Raw genomic sequence first — 20,600 nt, 5'->3', positions numbered from 1 at the left:
TACGCCATGACAACAGTTTTAATGGTGTTAAGTTCTGCTATCGAGATTTACTCGTGGGCACTGATTATTTACATTCTCCTATCATGGTTTCCTGGTGCAAAGGAATCATCTTTTGGAGAGTTCTTGGCGCGAATTTGTGAACCGTATTTAGAACCATTCCGCAGATTTATTCCGCCGCTGGGTATGATTGATATTTCTCCACTCGTTGCGATTTTTGCGTTAAAACTTGCTAAAAGTGGTTTGTTCAGCTTGTTCGGCTATTTCTTATAGTAAGAGGTTAAATACATGAGCATTTACGAACATTTTAGGCCTGATGAAGAGGTCTTTGTAGATAAAGTGCTAGAGTGGAAGCGAACGGCGGAGTACCATCAAGTGAAATTAACAGATTTCCTTGATCCAAGACAGCAACAAATTGTTTCTATGGTAATTGGACAAGGAGATGTTGCTGTGCAATTTGGTGGTGCAACGCCTAATGCAGAGCGTAAAAGAGCACTCATTTATCCAGACTATCTAGAATTAAATGAAGAAGAATTTCAAGTAGAAGTATTAGAAATTGACTATCCTTCCAAGTTTTATACGCTAGAACATAGGCAAATATTAGGTACATTTATGTCTCTTGGTTTAACGAGAGAAAAATGTGGTGATATTTTGCTGCAAGAAAATCGTGCCCAAATTGTAGTTGCGAAAGAAATCGTATCGTACATTGAGATGAACTTACAAGCAATAGGAAAAGTAAAAGTCTCCTTATCAGCAGTACAAGGAGAACAAATTCTACAGATACATGAAACGTGGGGGGAGAAATCTGGAACGGTTTCTTCACTTCGTTTAGATGTTATGTTAGCTGAAATGTTACATTTATCTAGACAGAAAGTACAACCTTTCATTAAAAATGGTTTAGTAAAAGTTAATTGGAAAATAGTGGAACAAACTTCTTATGAATGTTATCCAGGAGACGTTTTCTCTGTTAGAGGATATGGCCGAAGTAAATTATTTTCTGTAGAAGGTAGAACAAAACGCGACAAATGGAGAATTTTGTATGGTATACTAAAATGATTGGTTTTTTAGAAGGAAATCCTCCTATTTTGTCGAAGAAAAGATATAATTGAAAGAGGAAATTTAGATAACTACTTGGAGGTGGCGTTGTGCCGTTAACACCATTAGATATTCATAACAAAGAATTTGGTCGCGGATTCCGTGGCTATGATGAAGATCAAGTAAATGAGTTTCTTGATCAAATTATCAAAGATTATGAATTGGTCATTCGTGAGAAAAAAGCTTTAGAAGAAAAAGTTGCGCAGTTAGAAGGGAAGTTAGATCATTTCTCTAATATTGAAGATACGTTAAACAAATCTATCGTTGTTGCGCAAGAAGCAGCGGAAGAAGTAAAACGTAATGCGCAAAAAGAAGCGAAATTAATTGTGCGTGAAGCTGAAAAGAATGCTGATCGTATTATTAACGAAGCATTAGTAAAATCAAGAAAAGTTGCTTTTGATATTGAAGAGTTAAAGAAACAAGCGAAAGTATTCCGAACTCGTTTCCGTATGTTATTAGAAACACAGCTTGAAATGTTAAACAACGATGATTGGGATAAACTAATTGAGTTAGAAGACGAAGTAGATGAACTGTTGAAAAAAGAAGAAACAGTGTAAGCTTGACGTTTTTCTCATTATTACATATAATTTTAAACAACATATTTATTAAGAAAAACGAAGATAGGGATAAGTACCTTTTCAAACCTTATATAGCGAACTGAGGACGGTGTAAGCTCAGGATAAGGAGATAGTGGGAATATCACCCTGGAGTTCCGCGCTGAACAAATAGAGTAAGCGTAGGCGTGTATTCGCGTTAAGAATATAAGAGGATTCTATACATATGTATATGATCTACTAGGGTGGTACCGCGGGAGACTTTCTCGTCCCTTTTTGGGATGAGAAAGTCTCTTTTTTATTCCGTTTTTTAAGTATTTCTTATATACATGTAAGGAGGAATTGAGCATGGAGTACAAAAATACATTACTGATGCCGAAAACAGAGTTCCCAATGCGTGGGAACTTACCAAAACGTGAGCCTGCAATGCAAGAAAAATGGGCTGAAATGAATATTTACGAAAAAGTACAAGAACATACAAAAGGTCGTCCTTTATTTGTATTGCATGATGGACCTCCATATGCGAATGGTGACATTCATATGGGACATGCATTAAATAAAGTATTAAAAGACTTTATTGTTCGTTATAAATCAATGACTGGTTTTAGTGCGCCATATGTTCCAGGATGGGATACGCACGGTTTACCAATTGAACAAGCTTTAACAAATAAAGGTGTAAAGCGTAAAGAAATGACAGTTGCTGAGTTCCGTAAGTTATGTGCAGAGTATGCATATGAACAAGTAGAACGTCAACGTGAACAATTTAAGCGTTTAGGTGTACGTGCAGATTGGGATAATCCATATATTACTTTAGAGCCAGCTTATGAAGCACAACAAATTAAAGTGTTTGGTGACATGGCGAAAAAAGGTTATATCTATAAAGGTCAAAAACCAGTTTACTGGTCTCCAACGAGTGAATCTGCTTTAGCAGAAGCTGAAATTGAATATCAAGATAAAAAATCAGCATCTATTTACGTAGCATTCCCTGTAACAGATGGAAAGAATGTATTAGAAGGTGATGAAAAGTACATCATTTGGACAACAACACCTTGGACATTACCTGCAAACTTAGGTATTTCTGTTCACCCAGAGCTTGAATATAGTATTGTAAAAGTAAATGATGAGAAATTTATCATTGCTTCTGAGCTGTTTGAGACAGTTGCAAAAACGTTAGAGTGGGAAAATGCTGAAGTTGTGAAAACAGTAAAAGGTAGCGAACTTGAGTACACAGTTGCAAAACATCCATTCTACGATCGTGATTCATTAGTTATGCTAGGAGATCACGTAACAACAGATGCAGGTACAGGTTGTGTTCATACAGCACCAGGACACGGGGAAGATGACTTCGTTGTTGGTAAAAAGTATGGATTAGAAGTACTTTGCCCAGTCGATGATAAAGGTGTATTAACAAATGAAGCACCTGGATTTGAAGGCTTATTCTATGATAAAGCTAACAAGCCAATTACAGAAAAATTAGAAGAAGTAGGCGCGTTACTGAAACTAACATTCATTACACATTCATACCCACATGATTGGAGAACGAAAAAACCAATTATTTTCCGTGCGACAGCACAGTGGTTTGCATCTATTGAAGCATTCCGTAAAGAATTAATAGAAGCTGTAGCGGAAACGAAATGGGTACCAGCATGGGGAGAAACTCGTCTTCATAATATGGTTCGTGACCGTGGTGACTGGTGTATTTCTCGTCAGCGTGCATGGGGTGTGCCAATTCCGGTATTCTATGCTGAGAATGGCGATCCAATTATTACGGATGAAACAATTAACCATGTAGCAGATTTATTCCGTGAACACGGTTCTAACGTATGGTTCGAGCGTGAAGCGAAAGATCTATTACCAGAAGGATTTACACATCCGGGTAGCCCAAATGGCGAATTCCGTAAAGAAACAGACATCATGGATGTATGGTTCGATTCAGGTTCTTCTCACCAAGCGGTATTAGAAGAGCGCGAAGATTTACAGCGTCCAGCTGATTTATATTTAGAAGGATCTGACCAGTATCGTGGTTGGTTTAACTCTTCATTATCAACAGCAGTTGCTGTAACAGGTAAAGCTCCATATAAAGGCGTATTAAGTCACGGTTTCGTATTAGATGGTGAAGGACGTAAAATGAGTAAGTCGATTGGAAACATCGTCGTACCGAAGAAAATTATGGATCAATTAGGCGGAGACATTTTACGCTTATGGGTATCTTCTGTTGACTATCAATCTGACGTACGTATTTCAGATGATATTTTAAAACAAGTAGCAGAAGTGTATCGTAAAATCCGTAACACATTCCGTTTCTTATTAGGAAACTTAGACGACTTTAAGCCAAGTGAAAATGCAGTAGCTGTAGCTGAACTTCGTGAAGTAGATCGTTACATGTTAGTGAAATTAAATGACTTAATTACAAAAGTTAAAGAAGCATATGAGACATACGACTTCGCTGCTGTGTATCATGCAATTCATAACTTCTGTACAATTGATTTAAGTTCATTCTACTTAGACTTTGCAAAAGACATTTTATACATTGAAGGTGCAAATCACGAAGATCGTCGTGCAATTCAAACTGTATTATATGATGTTCTTGTTGCGTTAACAAAACTTGTAACACCAATCTTACCGCATACAGCTGATGAAGTATGGCCATACATTCCAGGCGTAACAGAAGAAAGTGTACAATTAACTGATATGCCAGAAGCTGTACAATTAGATGACGCGGAAGCGTTAAAAACAAAATGGGATGCATTTATGACATTACGTGATGACGTGTTAAAAGCACTAGAAGTAGCTCGTAATGAAAAAGTAATCGGTAAGTCATTAAATGCAAGCATTACGCTATATCCAACTGCAGAAATGAAAGCTATGTTAGAGTCTATTAGCGAAGACTTAAAGCAATTATTCATCGTTTCTGAGTATAAACTTGGTGGTATGATGGATGAAGCGCCAGCAGATGCACCGAAGTATGAACATACAGCGGTTGTTGTTGCGCAAGCAACTGGTGAAACATGTGAACGTTGTTGGGTAGTTTCAGAAACAATTGGTAAAGATGCTGAACATGAAACATTATGTGAGCGTTGTGCAACAGTTGTTAAAGAAAACTATGTAAAATAATAAAAAACTGACTGCTATTCATGCAGTCAGTTTTTTTTGTTGATGGCATATCAAAAAAACTTTTCAGACTCTTTCCTGTGAAGGAAAAATGTGTGTGAGGTAAGCAAATAAATTTCGGACACACTAACTGTACATTACAGCTAGGAGGAATGTACACGTGAATGAAATTTACATGGAAATAAAAGAAGAATTGCAATTGATGAGAAAAGAGTTGCAAGAGAGACTAGCTAAAGAAGTAATGCACAAATATGATGTCGAGTTCAGCCAAGAGCTTGGATATGAAATTAAGGAAGAGATAAAGAGAAAATTGCTATTACATGATATAAAAGAGGATTTAAAGGATGTAGAACGCGCATTATTTAAAATGGAAATAGACATGTACGGTATTTGTGAAGAGACGGGGAGATTAATTTCGACAAAGCAAATGAAGACAATGCCGACTGCTCGTACGATTCATGAATTCTTCTATGAAAAGGTAAATGTATGAATACGCACAACGATATTATATTACCTTTTTTTAATTTATTTTATTCTTCTATAAAGGTTCATTGTGAAAAGGTAGCAGCTATGCTAAAATTTTGAGGTACACTGTCTTTGTGGGGGAAATGAAAATGATATATTATGTAATAGCGTTATTTGTCATTGCTATCGATCAAATATCGAAGTGGTTAATTGTAAAGAACATGGAATTGGGTACGAGTATTCCGATTATCGACAATGTATTATACATAACATCACATCGAAATAGAGGCGCTGCTTGGGGTATTTTAGAAAATAAAATGTGGTTCTTCTACATTATTACAGTTGTTTTTGTAGTGTTTATCGTATTTTATATGAAAAAGTATGCGAAAACAGATAAGCTTCTAGGTATTTCGTTAGGCCTAATTTTAGGCGGGGCAATTGGTAACTTTATTGATCGTGTATTTAGACAAGAAGTAGTGGATTTCATTCACGTGTATATTTTCTCGTACAACTATCCAGTATTCAATATAGCTGATTCAGCGTTATGTATTGGTGTTGTATTAATTATTATTCAAACATTATTAGAAGGCAAGAAAGCGAAGGAGTAATTGAATGAGTGAAGTAGTACAAGTAACAGTTGTAGAAGAGCAAAAAAATGAGCGAATTGATAAATTCGTTGCAGGAATAAATAACGAATGGTCACGTTCACAAGTACAGCAATGGATTAAAGATGATGTTGTGACAGTAAACGGGAAAGCAGTAAAAGTGAATTATAAAGTAAAAGAAGAAGATGAAATTACAGTAACGATTCCTGATCCAGAAGCGTTAGATATTCAACCAGAAGATATGAATTTAGAAATTTATTATGAAGATGCAGATGTGCTTGTTGTAAATAAACCACGTGGTATGGTTGTACATCCAGCGCCAGGACATACAAGTGGTACGCTTGTAAACGGCCTTATGCACCATTGTACAGATTTATCAGGTATCAACGGTGTAATGCGTCCAGGTATTGTGCATCGTATTGATAAAGATACATCTGGATTATTAATGGTTGCTAAGAATGATATGGCGCATGAATCACTTGTAAATCAACTTGTAGCAAAAACAGTAACAAGACGTTACAAAGCAATTGTGCACGGTGTTATCCCGCATGATAAGGGGACTATCGATGCACCAATTGGTCGTGATAAGAAAGAGCGTCAAAGTATGACAGTTGATGAAAATGGTAAAAATGCTGTTACTCACTTCCAAGTGTTAGAACGCTTTAAAGACTTTACACTTGTAGAATGTCGCTTAGAAACGGGACGTACGCACCAAATTCGTGTTCATATGAAATATATTGGCTATCCACTTGCAGGAGATCCGAAGTATGGTCCCAAGAAAACGTTAGATATGAATGGACAAGCACTTCATGCAGGTATTTTAGGCTTTGATCATCCTCGTACTGGTGAATATATTCAGTTTGAGGCACCGATTCCAGAAGTATTTGAAGAAGCATTAAATATTTTACGGAAATAGTATTGACAAATCACAAGAAAACTGAGATACTGACAACAGTTAAATAATGATCCTTTAACACAGCCCCGTGAGGTTGAGAAGGTAACGGTTTGAAATACTTAGGGTATGCTGTACCCTTTTTTCAAAAGTCCTCTCGCACACGCTGAGAGGACTTTTTTTATACCATTACTCTCACGCAAGAAAAAAAGCTTGGAGGTGTAGAGCATGCAAGAGAAAGCTGTCGTTTTAGATGACCAAATGATTCGCCGTGCTTTAACACGAATTAGTCATGAAATCGTGGAACGAAATAAAGGTGTCGATAATTGTGTTCTTGTCGGAATTAAAACTCGTGGAATTTTTATTGCACAACGTTTGGCAGAACGAATTGGTCAAATTGAAGGAAAAGAAATGGAAGTTGGAGAGTTAGACATTACGTTATATCGTGATGATTTAACACTGCAATCCAAAAATAAAGAACCACTTGTAAAAGGTTCTGATATCCCTGTAGATATTACGAAGAAAAAAGTTATCCTTGTGGATGACGTGTTATATACAGGAAGAACAGTTCGAGCAGCAATGGATGCTCTTATGGATTTAGGTAGACCATCTCAAATCCAACTGGCGGTTCTTGTTGATAGAGGTCATCGTGAACTACCAATTCGCGCTGATTATGTAGGAAAGAACATTCCAACATCAAGTGAAGAGCGTATCGAAGTTGATTTGCAAGAGACAGATCAACAAGATCGAGTAAGCATATACGATAAGTAAAGCCCTTTTAAATGTAGTCCTGTGAGGCTGCCAAAGGGTCTTGGCTTTCATATGTCAAATTTGGCATACGAAAGTGTAGGACTCTTTGTGCACAGGCACAAAGAGTTTTTTTATTGCAAAGATTTAAACTGAAGGAGGATGTAACAATGGAACAAAAGCCAGTGTTAGACGTTAATGAAGTACCGAAACCGGGAAAATGGTTATTTTTGAGTATACAACATTTGTTCGCGATGTTTGGATCAACAGTGCTTGTTCCGTTTTTAACAGGATTGAATCCATCAGTAGCATTAATATCAAGTGGATTAGGAACGTTAGCGTTTCTTCTTATAACGAAAGGTCAAGTACCTGCCTATCTAGGATCATCATTCGCCTTTATCGCACCGATTATAACAGCGAAAACGGCAGGTGGACCGGGAGCAGCAATGCTTGGTGGTTTGCTAGCAGGGCTTGTGTACATCTTAATCTCACTCGGAATTAAGAAATCAGGATCAGAGTGGATTATGAAATTACTTCCGCCAATCGTAGTTGGACCGGTAGTAATGGTAATCGGTTTAGCGTTAGCACATACAGCAGTTAATATGGCGATGAACGGTGCGGATGGCAAATATAGCTTTATACACTTTTCAGTAGCATTAGTAACATTAGCAATTACAATTATATGCTCGATATTCGGAAGAGGATTTTTCAGTATCATACCAGTGTTACTTGGCATTATCGGCGGATATATCTTCGCTTACTTCCAAGGGCTAGTAGACTTAAAGCCGGTAGCTGAGGCAAAATGGTTTGTTGTACCAGATTTCACAGTACCATTTGTCACATACACACCAGAGTTTTCATGGAAGATTGTACTCTTGATGGTACCAGTTGCACTAGTAACAATATCAGAACATATCGGACATCAAATTGTACTTGGAAATGTTATTAAAAGAGATTTAATTGAAAAACCAGGTTTACACCGTTCGATCTTCGGTGACGGAGTAGCAACATTAATCGCATCACTAATCGGTGGGCCACCGAATACAACGTATGGTGAAAACATCGGTGTGCTAGCAATTACGAGAGCATACAGTGTATACTTATTCATCGGTTCAGCAGTATTCGCAATCATGTTCGGATTTATCGGTAAGATTTCTGCGCTGATTCATTCGATCCCAACACCAGTTATGGGTGGGGTATCAATCTTACTATTCGGTGTAATTGCATCAAGCGGATTACGCATGATGGTAGATGATAAAACAGATTTAAGTGACAAACGAAACTTAATGATTGCATCAGTAATACTAGTAATCGGTATTGGTGGAGCGGTACTTCACATAGGAGAATCGTTCCAAGTAGAAGGAATGGCACTAGCAGCAATTGTAGGTGTACTGTTAAATCTACTACTACCGGAAACGAAACAAATAAAACAACCTAAGCAGATTGCTTCATAATAATAACCTTTTAATTCAGTCCTGTGAGACAGAAAAGGGTGGCTTCTTCCTTGCGCCCTAGTCTTACATGACTAGGGTGTTTTTATACAAATGTTGTTATAAAAATACAAAAGTGGTAACATAAAAATCAGAAAGATGAGGGATGACGATGAGCCATTTGTTAACGATGAGTGAATTATCGGAAGTAGAAATTTCAGAAATCCTAAAAGACGCAGAAGATTTCGCGAATGGAAAAGAGAGCAAAACGACAGAGCAAACTTTTGTTGCGAACTTGTTCTTTGAGAATAGTACGAGAACGAGATTTAGCTTTGAAGTTGCTGAGAAGAGATTAGGACTAGATGTTTTAAACTTTTCAGCGGATGCATCTAGCGTACAAAAAGGAGAAACTCTATACGATACGATAAGAACACTAGAATCAATCGGAACAAAAGCGGTGATCGTCCGCCATGAGCAAGATCGCTACTTCGATGAACTAAAAGATCAGGTAAATATCCCAATCTTAAACGCTGGAGATGGATGTGGAAACCACCCAACGCAGTGCCTACTCGATCTTCTTACAATTAAACAAGAGTTTGGAAGATTTGAAGGATTAAAGATTGCGATAGTAGGAGATGTTCGTCATAGCCGAGTAGCACGTTCTAATGCAGAAGCATTAACGAAACTGGGTGCAACAATTTACTTTGCAAGTCCAGAAGAGTGGAAAGATGAAGACAGCACATTTGGAACATACAAACCATTGGATGAACTTGTTCCAGAAGTGGATGTAATGATGTTACTTCGTGTACAACATGAGCGTCATGATCATTATGAAACAGACATTATGAAAGAGTATCATGAGAGACACGGATTAACAGTGGAAAGAGAAAAGCGTATGAAAGAAGGAAGCATTATTATGCATCCAGCTCCTGTAAACCGTGATGTTGAAGTTGCAAGTGAACTTGTTGAGTGTGAGCGTTCACGCATATTTAAACAAATGGAAAATGGAGTTTACGTAAGAATGGCTGTACTAAAACGCGCCTTACCAAATGTATTAGGAGGAATGAAACATGAATTACTTGTTTAAAAATGGTCGTTATATGAATGAAGAAGGAAAAATCGTAGCAACAGATCTTCTCGTACAAGACGGTAAAATCGCTAAGGTAGCAGAAAATATTACGGCAGATAATGCTGAAGTAATCGAAGTGAACGGAAATTTAATCGCACCTGGATTAGTAGATGTACACGTACATCTTCGTGAACCAGGTGGTGAACATAAAGAAACAATTGAAACAGGTACACTAGCAGCGGCAAAAGGTGGATTCACTACAATTTGCTCAATGCCAAATACACGCCCAGTACCAGATTGCAGAGAACATATGGAAGACCTGCAAAAACGTATTAAAGAAAAAGCGCATGTCAACGTACTACCATACGGAGCAATTACAGTACGTCAAGCTGGTTCTGAAATGACAGATTTCGAAACATTAAAAGAACTTGGAGCATTTGCTTTCACAGATGACGGCGTAGGCGTACAAGATGCTAGCATGATGTTAGCGGCTATGAAACGTGCAGCGAAATTAAATATGGCAGTAGTTGCGCACTGTGAAGAGAATACGCTTATTAATAAAGGTTGTGTACATGAAGGGAAGTTTTCTGAGAAACACGGATTAAACGGTATCCCATCAGTATGTGAATCTGTACATATTGCAAGGGATATACTGCTTGCTGAAGCAGCAGATTGTCACTATCACGTATGTCACGTAAGTACAAAAGGTTCTGTACGTGTAATCCGTGATGCGAAACGAGCTGGAATTAAAGTAACAGCAGAAGTAACACCACATCACCTAGTGTTATGTGAAGATGATATCCCATCAGTTGATCCTAACTTTAAAATGAACCCACCGCTTCGTGGAAAAGAAGACCATGCAGCATTAATTGAAGGATTACTAGATGGAACGATCGATATGATCGCAACTGACCATGCACCGCATACAGCGGAAGAGAAAGCACAAGGAATTGAAAGAGCGCCATTCGGAATTACTGGTTTTGAAACAGCATTCCCACTTCTATACACAAACCTTGTGAAAAAAGGAATTATTACATTAGAGCAGTTAATTCAATTCTTAACAGAAAAGCCAGCTGATACATTCGGCTTAAAAGCAGGTCGCCTGAAAGAAGATAGAACAGCTGATATTACAATCATTGATTTAGAACAAGAAGAAGAGATTGACCCAACAACATTCTTATCAAAAGGAAAAAATACACCATTCGCAGGTTGGAAATGCCAAGGATGGCCGGTAATGACAATCGTTGGTGGTAAGATCGCATGGCAAAAGGAGAGTGCATTAGTATGAAAAGACAACTTATCTTAGAAGATGGAACAGTATTAATTGGAAAAGGTTTCGGAGGCGAAATTGAAAAGTCAGGTGAGGTTGTATTTACAACAGGAATGACTGGATATCAAGAAACATTATCTGATCCATCATATTGCGGTCAAATCGTAACATTCACGTACCCATTAATCGGAAACTACGGCATTAACCGTGACGATTTTGAATCGATTCACCCATCTGTAAATGGCTTAATCGTAAACGAAATTTGTGATCACCCATCAAACTTCCGTAATGAAATTTCGTTAAATGATTACTTAAAAGAAAGAAATATCCCAGGGTTAGCAGGAATTGATACAAGAAAATTAACGAGAAAAATTCGTCAATACGGTACATTACGTGGACGTCTATGTAACATGGATGCAGATGTAGAATACATCGTGAGCCAATTAAAAGCGACAGTATTTACAGATCACGTGAAACGCGTATCAACGAAAGATCCATACCCAAGCCCAGGCCGTGGACACCGAGTTGTACTTGTAGACTTCGGAATGAAACATGGTATTTTACGAGAATTAAACAAACGTGACTGTGATGTAATTGTAGTACCTTACAATACAACAGCAGAAGAAATTTTACGCCTTAGCCCAGATGGAATTATGTTAAGTAACGGACCTGGAGATCCGAAAGATGTACCAGAAGCAATTGAAATGTTAAAAGACATTATCGGTAAAGTTCCTTTATTCGGAATTTGCTTAGGACATCAACTATTCGCTCTAGCATCTGGTGCGAATACAAGTAAGTTAAAATTCGGTCACCGTGGTTTAAACCATCCAGTAAAACATCTTGCAACTGGAAAAGTAGCAATTACATCTCAAAATCATGGTTACGCAGTAGAAGAAGAATCAGTTAAAAATACAGAACTTGAAATTACACATGTCGCTTTAAATGATGGAACAGTAGAAGGTCTTCGTCATACGAAGTTCCCAGCATTTACAGTGCAATACCATCCAGAAGCTTCAGCAGGACCAGAAGATGCAAATGATTTATTCGAAGATTTCTTAGAAATGATTGAAAACTTCAAGAAAGAAGGGGAAGAGTTATGCCAAAACGCCTAGACATTAACACAATTTTAGTAATCGGATCAGGACCAATTGTAATTGGGCAAGCAGCAGAGTTTGACTACTCTGGTACACAAGCTTGTCAATCTCTTAGAGAAGAAGGTTACAAAGTAATCCTTGTTAACTCTAACCCAGCAACAATTATGACAGATACTGCAACAGCAGATAAAGTATATATAGAACCATTAACACTAGAATTCGTAAGCCGTATCATTCGTAAAGAACGTCCAGATGCAATCTTACCAACATTAGGTGGTCAAACAGGTTTAAACATGGCTGTTGAACTTGCGAAATCAGGCATACTTGAAGAGTGTGGAGTTGAAATTTTAGGAACGAAATTATCAGCAATTGAGCAAGCGGAGGATCGTGATTTATTCCGTACATTAATGCAGGAATTAAATGAACCAATTCCATCTAGTACCATCATTCATACGCTAGAAGAAGCACATGAATTTGTAAAAGAAATTGGATATCCAGTTATTGTTCGCCCAGCATTTACAATGGGGGGAACAGGTGGCGGAATCTGTAATAATGAAGAAGAACTAATTGAAATCGTATCAGGTGGATTAAAACATAGTCCAGTAACACAATGTTTATTAGAAAAGAGCATTGCTGGTTGTAAGGAAATTGAATATGAAGTAATGCGTGATTCAAATGATAACGCGATTGTAGTATGTAATATGGAAAATATCGATCCAGTTGGAGTTCACACAGGTGATTCTATCGTAGTAGCACCGAGCCAAACATTAAGTGACCGTGAATATCAAATGTTACGAAACACTTCATTACGAATTATTCGTGCATTAGGAATTGAAGGTGGATGTAACGTTCAGCTTGCACTTGATCCACATAGCTTCCAATACTATGTAATCGAAGTAAACCCGCGTGTAAGTCGTTCATCTGCACTAGCATCTAAAGCAACTGGATATCCAATTGCGAAGCTAGCGGCAAAAATTGCAGTCGGTCTAACATTAGATGAAATTATAAATCCAGTAACACAAAAAACATACGCTTGCTTCGAGCCAGCATTAGACTATGTCGTTTCAAAAATTCCGCGCTGGCCATTTGATAAGTTTGAATCAGCAAACAGAACACTGGGTACACAAATGAAGGCAACTGGTGAAGTTATGTCAATCGGACGTAACTTAGAGCAATCATTATTAAAAGCGGTTCGTTCTTTAGAACTTGGCGTTTATCACTTAGAGTTAGAGCATTTAAAAGAACTTGATAAAGAAACAATGAAAAAACGCATTATAAAAGCTGATGATGAGCGACTGTTTATTGTAGCAGAAGCAATTCGTCAAGGTGTAACGAAAGAAGAAATCAACGAATGGTGTGAAATGGACTTCTTCTTCTTACAAAAAGTTGAAAACATCGTAAATATGGAACGTGAAGTAAAAGCGAATGTAGGAAATATGGAAGTACTACAAACTGCGAAAGAGATGGGCTTCAGCGATCACTACGTTGCAGCAGCTTGGAATAAAACAGAGCGTGAAATTTACGATATGCGTAAAGAAAGCAATATAACTCCTGTTTATAAAATGGTAGATACTTGTGCGGCAGAGTTTGAATCTGCAACACCATACTACTACAGCACATATGGTGACGAGAATGAATCGGTTAGAACAGATCGTAAGAGTGTAGTAGTTCTAGGATCTGGTCCAATCCGTATCGGTCAAGGTGTTGAGTTTGACTACGCAACTGTTCACTCTGTATGGGCAATTAAAGAAGCTGGATATGAGGCAATCATTGTTAATAACAATCCAGAAACAGTTTCAACAGACTTCAGTATTTCTGACAAATTATACTTTGAACCATTAACAATTGAAGATGTAATGCACATTATCGATTTAGAAAAGCCAGAAGGTGTTATCGTTCAGTTCGGTGGACAAACGGCAATTAACTTAGCGGCGAAATTAGAAGAACACGGTGTGAAAATTTTAGGAACATCACTTGAAGATTTAGACCGCGCAGAAGATCGTGATAAGTTTGAAGCAGCTCTAACACAGCTTGGTATCCCGCAACCAGTTGGTAAAACAGCAACAACTGTAGAACAAGCGGTAGCAATCGCTGAAGAAATTGGTTATCCAGTATTAGTAAGACCGTCTTACGTACTAGGTGGACGTGCGATGGAAATCGTATATCGTCAAGAAGAATTACTGCACTACATGAAAAATGCAGTTAAAGTTCATGCAGAGCATCCGGTATTAATTGACCGTTACATGGTTGGTAAAGAAATTGAAGTAGATGCAATTTCAGACGGTGAGAATGTATTCATTCCAGGTATTATGGAACATATTGAACGCGCTGGAGTTCACTCTGGTGACTCAATTGGAGTATACCCACCACAAAGCTTATCTGAAAAACTAAAAGAACAAATCATTGAACATACAATTGCACTTGGAAAAGGTTTAAACATTGTTGGATTACTAAATATCCAGTTCGTAGTATTCAAAGATCAAGTGTACGTAATTGAAGTAAACCCACGTGCGAGTCGTACAGTACCGTTCTTAAGTAAAATTACGGGCGTACCGATGGCGAATGTTGCAACGAAAGTTATTTTAGGTCAAGACTTAGTAGAGCAAGGATACGGAACTGGTTATCACCCAGAAGAGAAAGAAGTATATGTAAAAGCGCCGGTATTCTCGTTTGCGAAACTACGCTCAGTTGATACAACATTAGGACCTGAAATGAAGTCAACAGGGGAAGTAATGGGTAAAGACTTAACGCTTGAAAAAGCATTATACAAAGGATTAGTTGCTTCTGGAATTAACATCCCAACGCACGGATCAGTAATCATCACAGTAGCGGATAAAGATAAAGAAGAGGCAATGGAAATTGCAAAACGTTTCCACGAAATCGGTTATAACTTATTAGCAACAGCTGGAACAGCACAATCGTTAGCAGAGCAAAATATTCCAGTGCAAGTGGTAAACAAAATTGATTCTGAAGACTATAACTTACTTGATATTATCCGTCAAGGAAAAGCACAGTTTGTAATCAATACATTAACAAAAGGCAAACAACCAGCGCGTGATGGTTTCCGCATTCGCCGTGAATCAGTAGAAAATGGTGTGGCTTGCTTAACATCACTTGATACAACGAGAGCAATCTTACGAGTATTGGAATCTATGACATTCTCAGCTCATTCAATGAAAGAAATTACGCAAACAAAGCGTCACGAGGTGGTACATGCATGATGCAAAAGCAAAATATGATTGTCGTTAACCAAAAAGAAATCGCAAAAAACATTTACGAATTAGTGCTTCAAGGAACGTTAGTACAGCAAATGAACGAACCAGGGCAGTTTGTACACATTAAGGTAGCAGAGGGCATTGCGCCCCTTCTGCGCCGCCCAATTAGTATTTGTAATGTAGATCAAGAGAAGAACGAATTTACAATGCTATATCGTGCCGAAGGACAAGGGACAAAAACATTAGCAACTAGAAAACAAGGTGAAATGATAGATGTACTAGGACCATTAGGACACGGTTTTCCTGTAGAAGAAGCAGAAGCTGGTCAAACAGCTTTACTAGTAGGCGGGGGAATTGGTGTACCACCACTTTATGAATTATCACAGCGCCTCGTTGCAAAGGGTGTACGTGTGATTCACATCTTAGGTTTTCAAACGAAAGATGTTGTTTTCTATGAAGAAAAATTTGCAGAACTTGGTGATACGTACGTTGCGACAGTAGACGGTACACACGGTACAAAAGGATTTGTCACAGATGTAATTGATAATTACGGAATCGAATTTGACATTCTTTATTCATGTGGCCCGTTAGCGATGCTTCGTGCATTAGAAGGACGTTACAAAGAGAAAAAAGCATATATTTCATTAGAAGAGCGTATGGGCTGTGGTATTGGAGCTTGTTTCGCATGTGTATGCCACTTACAAGAAGATCCAAGTGGACATTCTTACAAGAAGGTGTGTAGCGACGGACCAGTATTTCCAATCGGGGAGGTTGTACTATGAACAGATTGCAAGTTGAATTACCAGGATTATCATTAAAAAATCCAATTATACCGGCATCTGGATGCTTTGGATTTGGTCGTGAATATGCACAGTTTTACGATTTAAGTGTACTAGGATCAATCATGATTAAAGCGACGACAGAACAACCACGTTATGGAAATCCAACGCCTCGTGTTGCTGAAACACCAGGCGGCATGTTAAATGCAATCGGACTTCAAAACCCGGGATTAGACAAAGTAATGAATTCGGAATTACCATGGTTAGAACAATTTGACCTTCCAATTATTGCGAACGTTGCAGGCTCACAGGCTGAGGATTACGTAGCGGTTGCGAAGGAAATTTCTAAAGCGCCTAATGTCCATGCACTAGAATTAAATATTTCTTGTCCAAACGTAAAAACAGGTGGTATCGCCTTTGGTACAAATCCTGAAATTGCTGCTGATTTAACGAAGCGAGTAAAAGAGGTTTCTGAAGTACCTGTATACGTGAAATTGTCACCGAACGTGGCAAACATAGTGGAAATTGCAAAAGCGATTGAAAATGCAGGTGCAGATGGTTTAACGATGATTAATACATTGCTTGGTATGCGTCTAGATTTAAAAACAGCTAAACCAATTTTAGCAAACCGTACAGGCGGATTATCAGGTCCTGCGATTAAGCCAGTAGCAATTCGCATGGTACATGAAGTAAGCCAAGCGGTTAACATTCCAATTATCGGAATGGGCGGTATTGAAACAGCGGAAGATGTAATTGAATTCTTCTACGCTGGCGCAAGCGCAGTTGCAGTAGGTACAGCGAACTTTATCGATCCGTTCGTATGTCCGACAATTATTGAAGAGTTACCAGCATTACTAGATGAATTAGGATTTGATCATATTTCGGAATGTCAAGGAAGGAGCTGGAAGCAAACATGTCACAGTCGTTAATCGTTGCACTAGATTTTCCAGGGAAACAAGAAGTAGAACAATTCTTACACCACTTTGAAGGGGAAGAGTTATTTGTCAAAGTAGGTATGGAGTTATTTTACAAAGAAGGCCCTGCAATTATTACGTACTTAAAAGAAAAAGGACATAAGATTTTCCTAGATTTAAAACTTCATGATATTCCGAATACAGTAAAAAGCGCTATGCGTAGCCTAGCTAGTCTAGATGTTGATATGGTAAATGTTCATGCTGCTGGGGGAAGTAGCATGATGAAAGCTGCGATTGAGGGATTAGAGGAAGGTAAGCAAGAAGGAAAAGAGAGACCGATTTGTATTGCAGTTACACAACTAACAAGCACTTCGGAAGCTATGATGAAAAAAGAGATTGGCATTGAGAAAACGTTAGAAGAAGCGGTTGCTCATTATGCAAAATTAACGAAAGACAGTGGACTTGATGGCGTTGTTTGTTCAACACTTGAAGTTCCAAAATTACGTGAAGTATGCGGAAATGAATTTGTAACAGTAACACCGGGGATTCGTCTTGCAAGTGATGATGTTAATGACCAAGTGCGCGTAGCAACACCGAAACGTGCGAGGGAACTTGGCTCAAGCTACATCGTAGTTGGACGCAGTATTACGAAAGCAGAAAATCCGCTTGAAGCGTATAAAACAGTAAAACAACAGTGGGAAGGTGTAACAGTATGAAAAAAGAAATCGCATCGCATTTATTAGAAATTGGAGCAGTATTTTTACAACCGAATGATCCATTCACTTGGTCTTCAGGTATGAAATCACCAATTTATTGTGATAACCGTTTAACTTTATCTTATCCAAAAGTACGTCAAGCGATTGCAGCTGGATTAGAAGAGTTAATTAAAGAGCACTTCCCAACTGTAGAAGTTATTGCAGGAACAGCAACTGCTGGTATTGCGCACGCTGCATGGGTAAGCGGTCGTATGGATTTACCAATGTGCTACGTACGTAGTAAAGCAAAAGGTCACGGTAAAGGGAACCAAATTGAAGGAAAAGCTGAAAAAGGTCAAAAAGTAGTAGTAGTAGAAGACTTAATTTCAACTGGTGGTAGTGCAATTACGTGTGTAGAAGCACTTCGCGAAGCTGGCTGTGAAGTATTAGGAATCGTATCAATCTTCACATACGAGCTAGAGTCAGGAAAAGAAAAATTAGAAGCAGCTAACGTAGCATCATATTCTTTAAGTGATTACAGTGCATTAACTGAAGTTGCAGCAGAAAAAGGTATGATCGGACAAGCTGAAACGAAAAAATTACAAGAGTGGCGTAAAAATCCAGCTGACGAAGCTTGGATCACAGCGTAACATAAAAAAAGACGACTGCGGGGGAACGCAGTCGTCTTTTTTATCATTGTTAAAAATTCAAGTAAAGTCCTATCGATATCAAAGAAAATTCATATTATAATCTTTCTACTAAAAACTACTTAGCGCTTTCTGCAAGCTCATATCCTCTTACAAACAATAGAGTCATATAAGAAACAATAAATGAGAAGATGCTGTACATGCCAACCCAAAAGAAGAATTTTGGAGTGAAGGCGATAACACCTATTATTAAAAAACTAGCAAACGTTACAATCGGCATTACGTAATACGTTTTCGTCTTGCGTGTTCCAATAACAGAAACGATAAAGATAAGTAATGGACAAATTAATAAGACGAAAATCAATTCATTCATAGTTATGTCCCCTTTTCTAATGGAAGTAATCTGTACCTCGTAAACGTTTTTTAAATAAATATTCTCTTAATATAACTTCGCTAACATGTAGATAATCCCTTTAGAAAGTCACTGGATTTCATAATAAAAAGCGTAAGCAAGAGAAAACTTGCTTACACTATAGAATAAACATCGCAACGATCGTGGTGACAATTAAGCCAATCACAACTGGTAAAAAGTTTCGGCGTGCGAGTTCAAATGGATCCACTTTACAAATGGCAGCGGCAGGAATAAGCGCCCAAGGAATTAAAGTCCCGCCTCCGGTCCATATGGCAGCAATTTGCCCGAGTGCTGTTAATGTAGCTGTTCCATGCCCAAGTGCTGTTCCGAAAAGATTGGCAATTGAACCAGCAAGTGATATACCAGAAAAGCCAGATCCATCTAATCCTGTTATGACACCAACGATAGTTAATGTTCCCGCCGATACGTATTGATTTAAAGGAACAGTTTGAGATAAGGCAATCCCTAAGTCGTTAATGATTCCATGTGAACCTTTCGGTAAATAGTCTCCGATAATTTTCACAAAACCGCTATCTCCTAAATAAAAGAGTGCAGCAATTGGAATAACTGGACCAAAGATTTTAAATCCAAATTGGAGCCCTTCTATAAAATAATCGGTTGTTTTATTTAGTCCATTACCTTTGTAGGCGATGAGGGAAATGATGATAATCATAATAACAGTCGTTCCGCCGATAAGTGCTGTTGCATCGCTTCCTTGTAGTTTAAATTGAATCATGCAAAGGATATCGATGATATATACGATAGGGATACATATAGCGAGCCATTTCTTTATGCGAGGAGATAATAAAATAGTAGTTTTAGATGGTTCCGTTGATGCAGGGGAGTTTTGCAAGGATAATCCTGTATCAAATTCTTTTCGTAAGAAGAAAAAAGCGACAGAAGTTGTAACAACGCCCATCACGATAACGAGGGGAACACTGGCAGAAACGACGCTGGAAACAGGAAGACCAGCCGCGTCTGCAGTTAATTTCGGTGCACCTTGAATAACGAAGTCGCCAGATAAGGCGATGCCGTGTCCGAATAAGTTCATAGCAATGGCAACCCCAATTGGAGGAAGACCGACGCGTACAGCGACGGGGAATAAAATAGCTCCCATTAAGGCGACAGCTGGAGAAGGCCAAAAAAAGAAAGAAATTGTCATCATTAAAAGGCCGATAATCCAGTAGGCGAGGGTAGGGGTACGAATCATCTTTGTAAATGGTGAAATCATCGTATCATTTATGCCAGTATGAACGAGTAGATTGCTCATTGATACGATAATAGAGATGATTAATATAGTTGGTAAAAGTTCAGTAATAGCGTAAATGAAACTTTGAAAAATACCGCTAACGGCAAGAGGGATAGAACTTGTAGCGGTTAATGCTAATAAAAAGATAAAAACGATACAAATAATCGTCGTATCTTTCCGGAGAATAAAAAAGGTAATAATAGTGAGTAAGCAAATAACATAGAGAGCGTGTAATAGCGTTAATTCAACTCCCATAACATTCACATCCTTTAGGCATTCGTGTAGTTTATTGTATGAAAGCAGTAAAAGTATGTGAGTATAGGAAAAAAAAGTGAAATTTCATGTACTGTAATGGTAAGA

19 protein-coding genes and 1 other annotated feature are annotated in these 20,600 nt (G+C 38.1%); of the genes, 17 read left to right on the top strand and 2 right to left on the bottom strand.

Features of this window, described 5'->3' with window-relative positions:
• Positions 1-6 precede the first annotated feature (6 nt).
• From CN409_RS14355 to pyrE, 17 genes are all read left to right on the top strand, one after another.
• Positions 7-270 carry a YggT family protein gene (locus CN409_RS14355; protein ID WP_000214323.1) on the top strand — a complete coding sequence of 88 codons (264 nt, stop codon included), beginning with the start codon at positions 7-9 and terminating at the stop codon, positions 268-270.
• Positions 271-285: 15 nt separating this feature from the next.
• Positions 286-1,053 carry a YlmH family RNA-binding protein gene (locus CN409_RS14350; RefSeq protein ID WP_000029712.1) on the top strand — a complete coding sequence of 256 codons (768 nt, stop codon included), beginning with the start codon at positions 286-288 and terminating at the stop codon, positions 1,051-1,053.
• 89 nt (positions 1,054-1,142) lie between these two features.
• A complete protein-coding gene (gene divIVA, locus CN409_RS14345) occupies positions 1,143-1,649 on the top strand; it encodes a septum site-determining protein DivIVA (RefSeq protein ID WP_001131611.1) in 507 nt (168 codons plus the stop codon).
• Positions 1,650-1,700: 51 nt separating this feature from the next.
• Positions 1,701-1,923 (top strand) — a binding site (T-box leader).
• Positions 1,924-1,994: 71 nt separating this feature from the next.
• Positions 1,995-4,760, top strand: a complete 2,766-nt coding sequence (ileS2, locus tag CN409_RS14340; RefSeq protein ID WP_086390361.1) for an isoleucine--tRNA ligase — start codon at positions 1,995-1,997, stop codon at positions 4,758-4,760.
• Between the two features lie 157 nt (positions 4,761-4,917).
• Positions 4,918-5,247, top strand: coding sequence for a TraR/DksA C4-type zinc finger protein (locus tag CN409_RS14335; protein WP_097981364.1), 330 nt, complete (start codon positions 4,918-4,920; stop codon positions 5,245-5,247).
• A gap of 124 nt (positions 5,248-5,371) precedes the next feature.
• On the top strand, positions 5,372-5,830 hold the full coding sequence (gene lspA, locus CN409_RS14330; protein ID WP_000642180.1) for a lipoprotein signal peptidase LspA: 459 nt from the start codon (positions 5,372-5,374) through the stop codon (positions 5,828-5,830).
• 4 nt (positions 5,831-5,834) lie between these two features.
• The gene (locus CN409_RS14325) at positions 5,835-6,743 is read left to right on the top strand and encodes an RluA family pseudouridine synthase (protein WP_000005854.1); all 909 of its coding nucleotides are present in this window, start codon (positions 5,835-5,837) and stop codon (positions 6,741-6,743) included.
• A 204-nt stretch (positions 6,744-6,947) separates the two neighbouring features.
• Positions 6,948-7,490 (top strand): bifunctional pyrimidine operon transcriptional regulator/uracil phosphoribosyltransferase, encoded by a 543-nt coding sequence (gene pyrR / locus CN409_RS14320; protein ID WP_001156491.1) that lies wholly within the window; start codon positions 6,948-6,950, stop codon positions 7,488-7,490.
• A 146-nt stretch (positions 7,491-7,636) separates the two neighbouring features.
• Positions 7,637-8,920, top strand: a complete 1,284-nt coding sequence (uraA, locus tag CN409_RS14315) for a uracil permease (RefSeq protein ID WP_016098906.1) — start codon at positions 7,637-7,639, stop codon at positions 8,918-8,920.
• Between the two features lie 148 nt (positions 8,921-9,068).
• Entirely contained in the window at positions 9,069-9,983 is a 915-nt protein-coding gene (gene pyrB, locus CN409_RS14310) for an aspartate carbamoyltransferase (protein ID WP_000018846.1), read from the top strand.
• Positions 9,967-11,253, top strand: coding sequence for a dihydroorotase (gene pyrC, locus CN409_RS14305; protein ID WP_086390359.1), 1,287 nt, complete (start codon positions 9,967-9,969; stop codon positions 11,251-11,253). The genes pyrB and pyrC overlap by 17 nt, the downstream gene beginning before the upstream one ends.
• Entirely contained in the window at positions 11,250-12,347 is a 1,098-nt protein-coding gene (locus tag CN409_RS14300) for a carbamoyl phosphate synthase small subunit (RefSeq protein ID WP_000828669.1), read from the top strand. Before pyrC ends, CN409_RS14300 begins: the two co-directional genes overlap by 4 nt.
• Entirely contained in the window at positions 12,332-15,550 is a 3,219-nt protein-coding gene (gene carB, locus CN409_RS14295; protein WP_097981363.1) for a carbamoyl-phosphate synthase large subunit, read from the top strand. The genes CN409_RS14300 and carB overlap by 16 nt, the downstream gene beginning before the upstream one ends.
• On the top strand, positions 15,547-16,326 hold the full coding sequence (pyrK, locus tag CN409_RS14290) for a dihydroorotate oxidase B electron transfer subunit (protein WP_000983355.1): 780 nt from the start codon (positions 15,547-15,549) through the stop codon (positions 16,324-16,326). Before carB ends, pyrK begins: the two co-directional genes overlap by 4 nt.
• Positions 16,323-17,252 carry a dihydroorotate oxidase B catalytic subunit gene (gene pyrD, locus CN409_RS14285; protein ID WP_001081049.1) on the top strand — a complete coding sequence of 310 codons (930 nt, stop codon included), beginning with the start codon at positions 16,323-16,325 and terminating at the stop codon, positions 17,250-17,252. Before pyrK ends, pyrD begins: the two co-directional genes overlap by 4 nt.
• Positions 17,237-17,953: an orotidine-5'-phosphate decarboxylase gene (gene pyrF, locus CN409_RS14280; RefSeq protein WP_000083509.1), complete on the top strand. Its 717-nt coding sequence runs from the start codon at positions 17,237-17,239 to the stop codon at positions 17,951-17,953. Before pyrD ends, pyrF begins: the two co-directional genes overlap by 16 nt.
• Positions 17,950-18,582: an orotate phosphoribosyltransferase gene (pyrE, locus tag CN409_RS14275; protein ID WP_000711463.1), complete on the top strand. Its 633-nt coding sequence runs from the start codon at positions 17,950-17,952 to the stop codon at positions 18,580-18,582. Before pyrF ends, pyrE begins: the two co-directional genes overlap by 4 nt.
• Positions 18,583-18,697: 115 nt before the next feature.
• Here the strand turns inward: pyrE and CN409_RS14270 are convergent, their stop codons facing one another.
• Together CN409_RS14270 and CN409_RS14265 are read right to left on the bottom strand one after the other, a co-directional pair.
• Positions 18,698-18,952, bottom strand: coding sequence for a YbeF family protein (locus CN409_RS14270; RefSeq protein WP_001003933.1), 255 nt, complete (start codon positions 18,950-18,952; stop codon positions 18,698-18,700).
• A 157-nt stretch (positions 18,953-19,109) separates the two neighbouring features.
• Positions 19,110-20,495, bottom strand: coding sequence for a membrane protein (locus CN409_RS14265; RefSeq protein ID WP_000537904.1), 1,386 nt, complete (start codon positions 20,493-20,495; stop codon positions 19,110-19,112).
• Positions 20,496-20,600: the final 105 nt, after the last annotated feature.

Origin of the sequence: Bacillus sp. AFS012607, from assembly GCF_002558005.1 — a bacterium.
Lineage (GTDB): Bacteria > Bacillota > Bacilli > Bacillales > Bacillaceae_G > Bacillus_A > Bacillus_A thuringiensis_S.
This window is presented reverse-complemented; position numbering and strand designations above follow the sequence as displayed.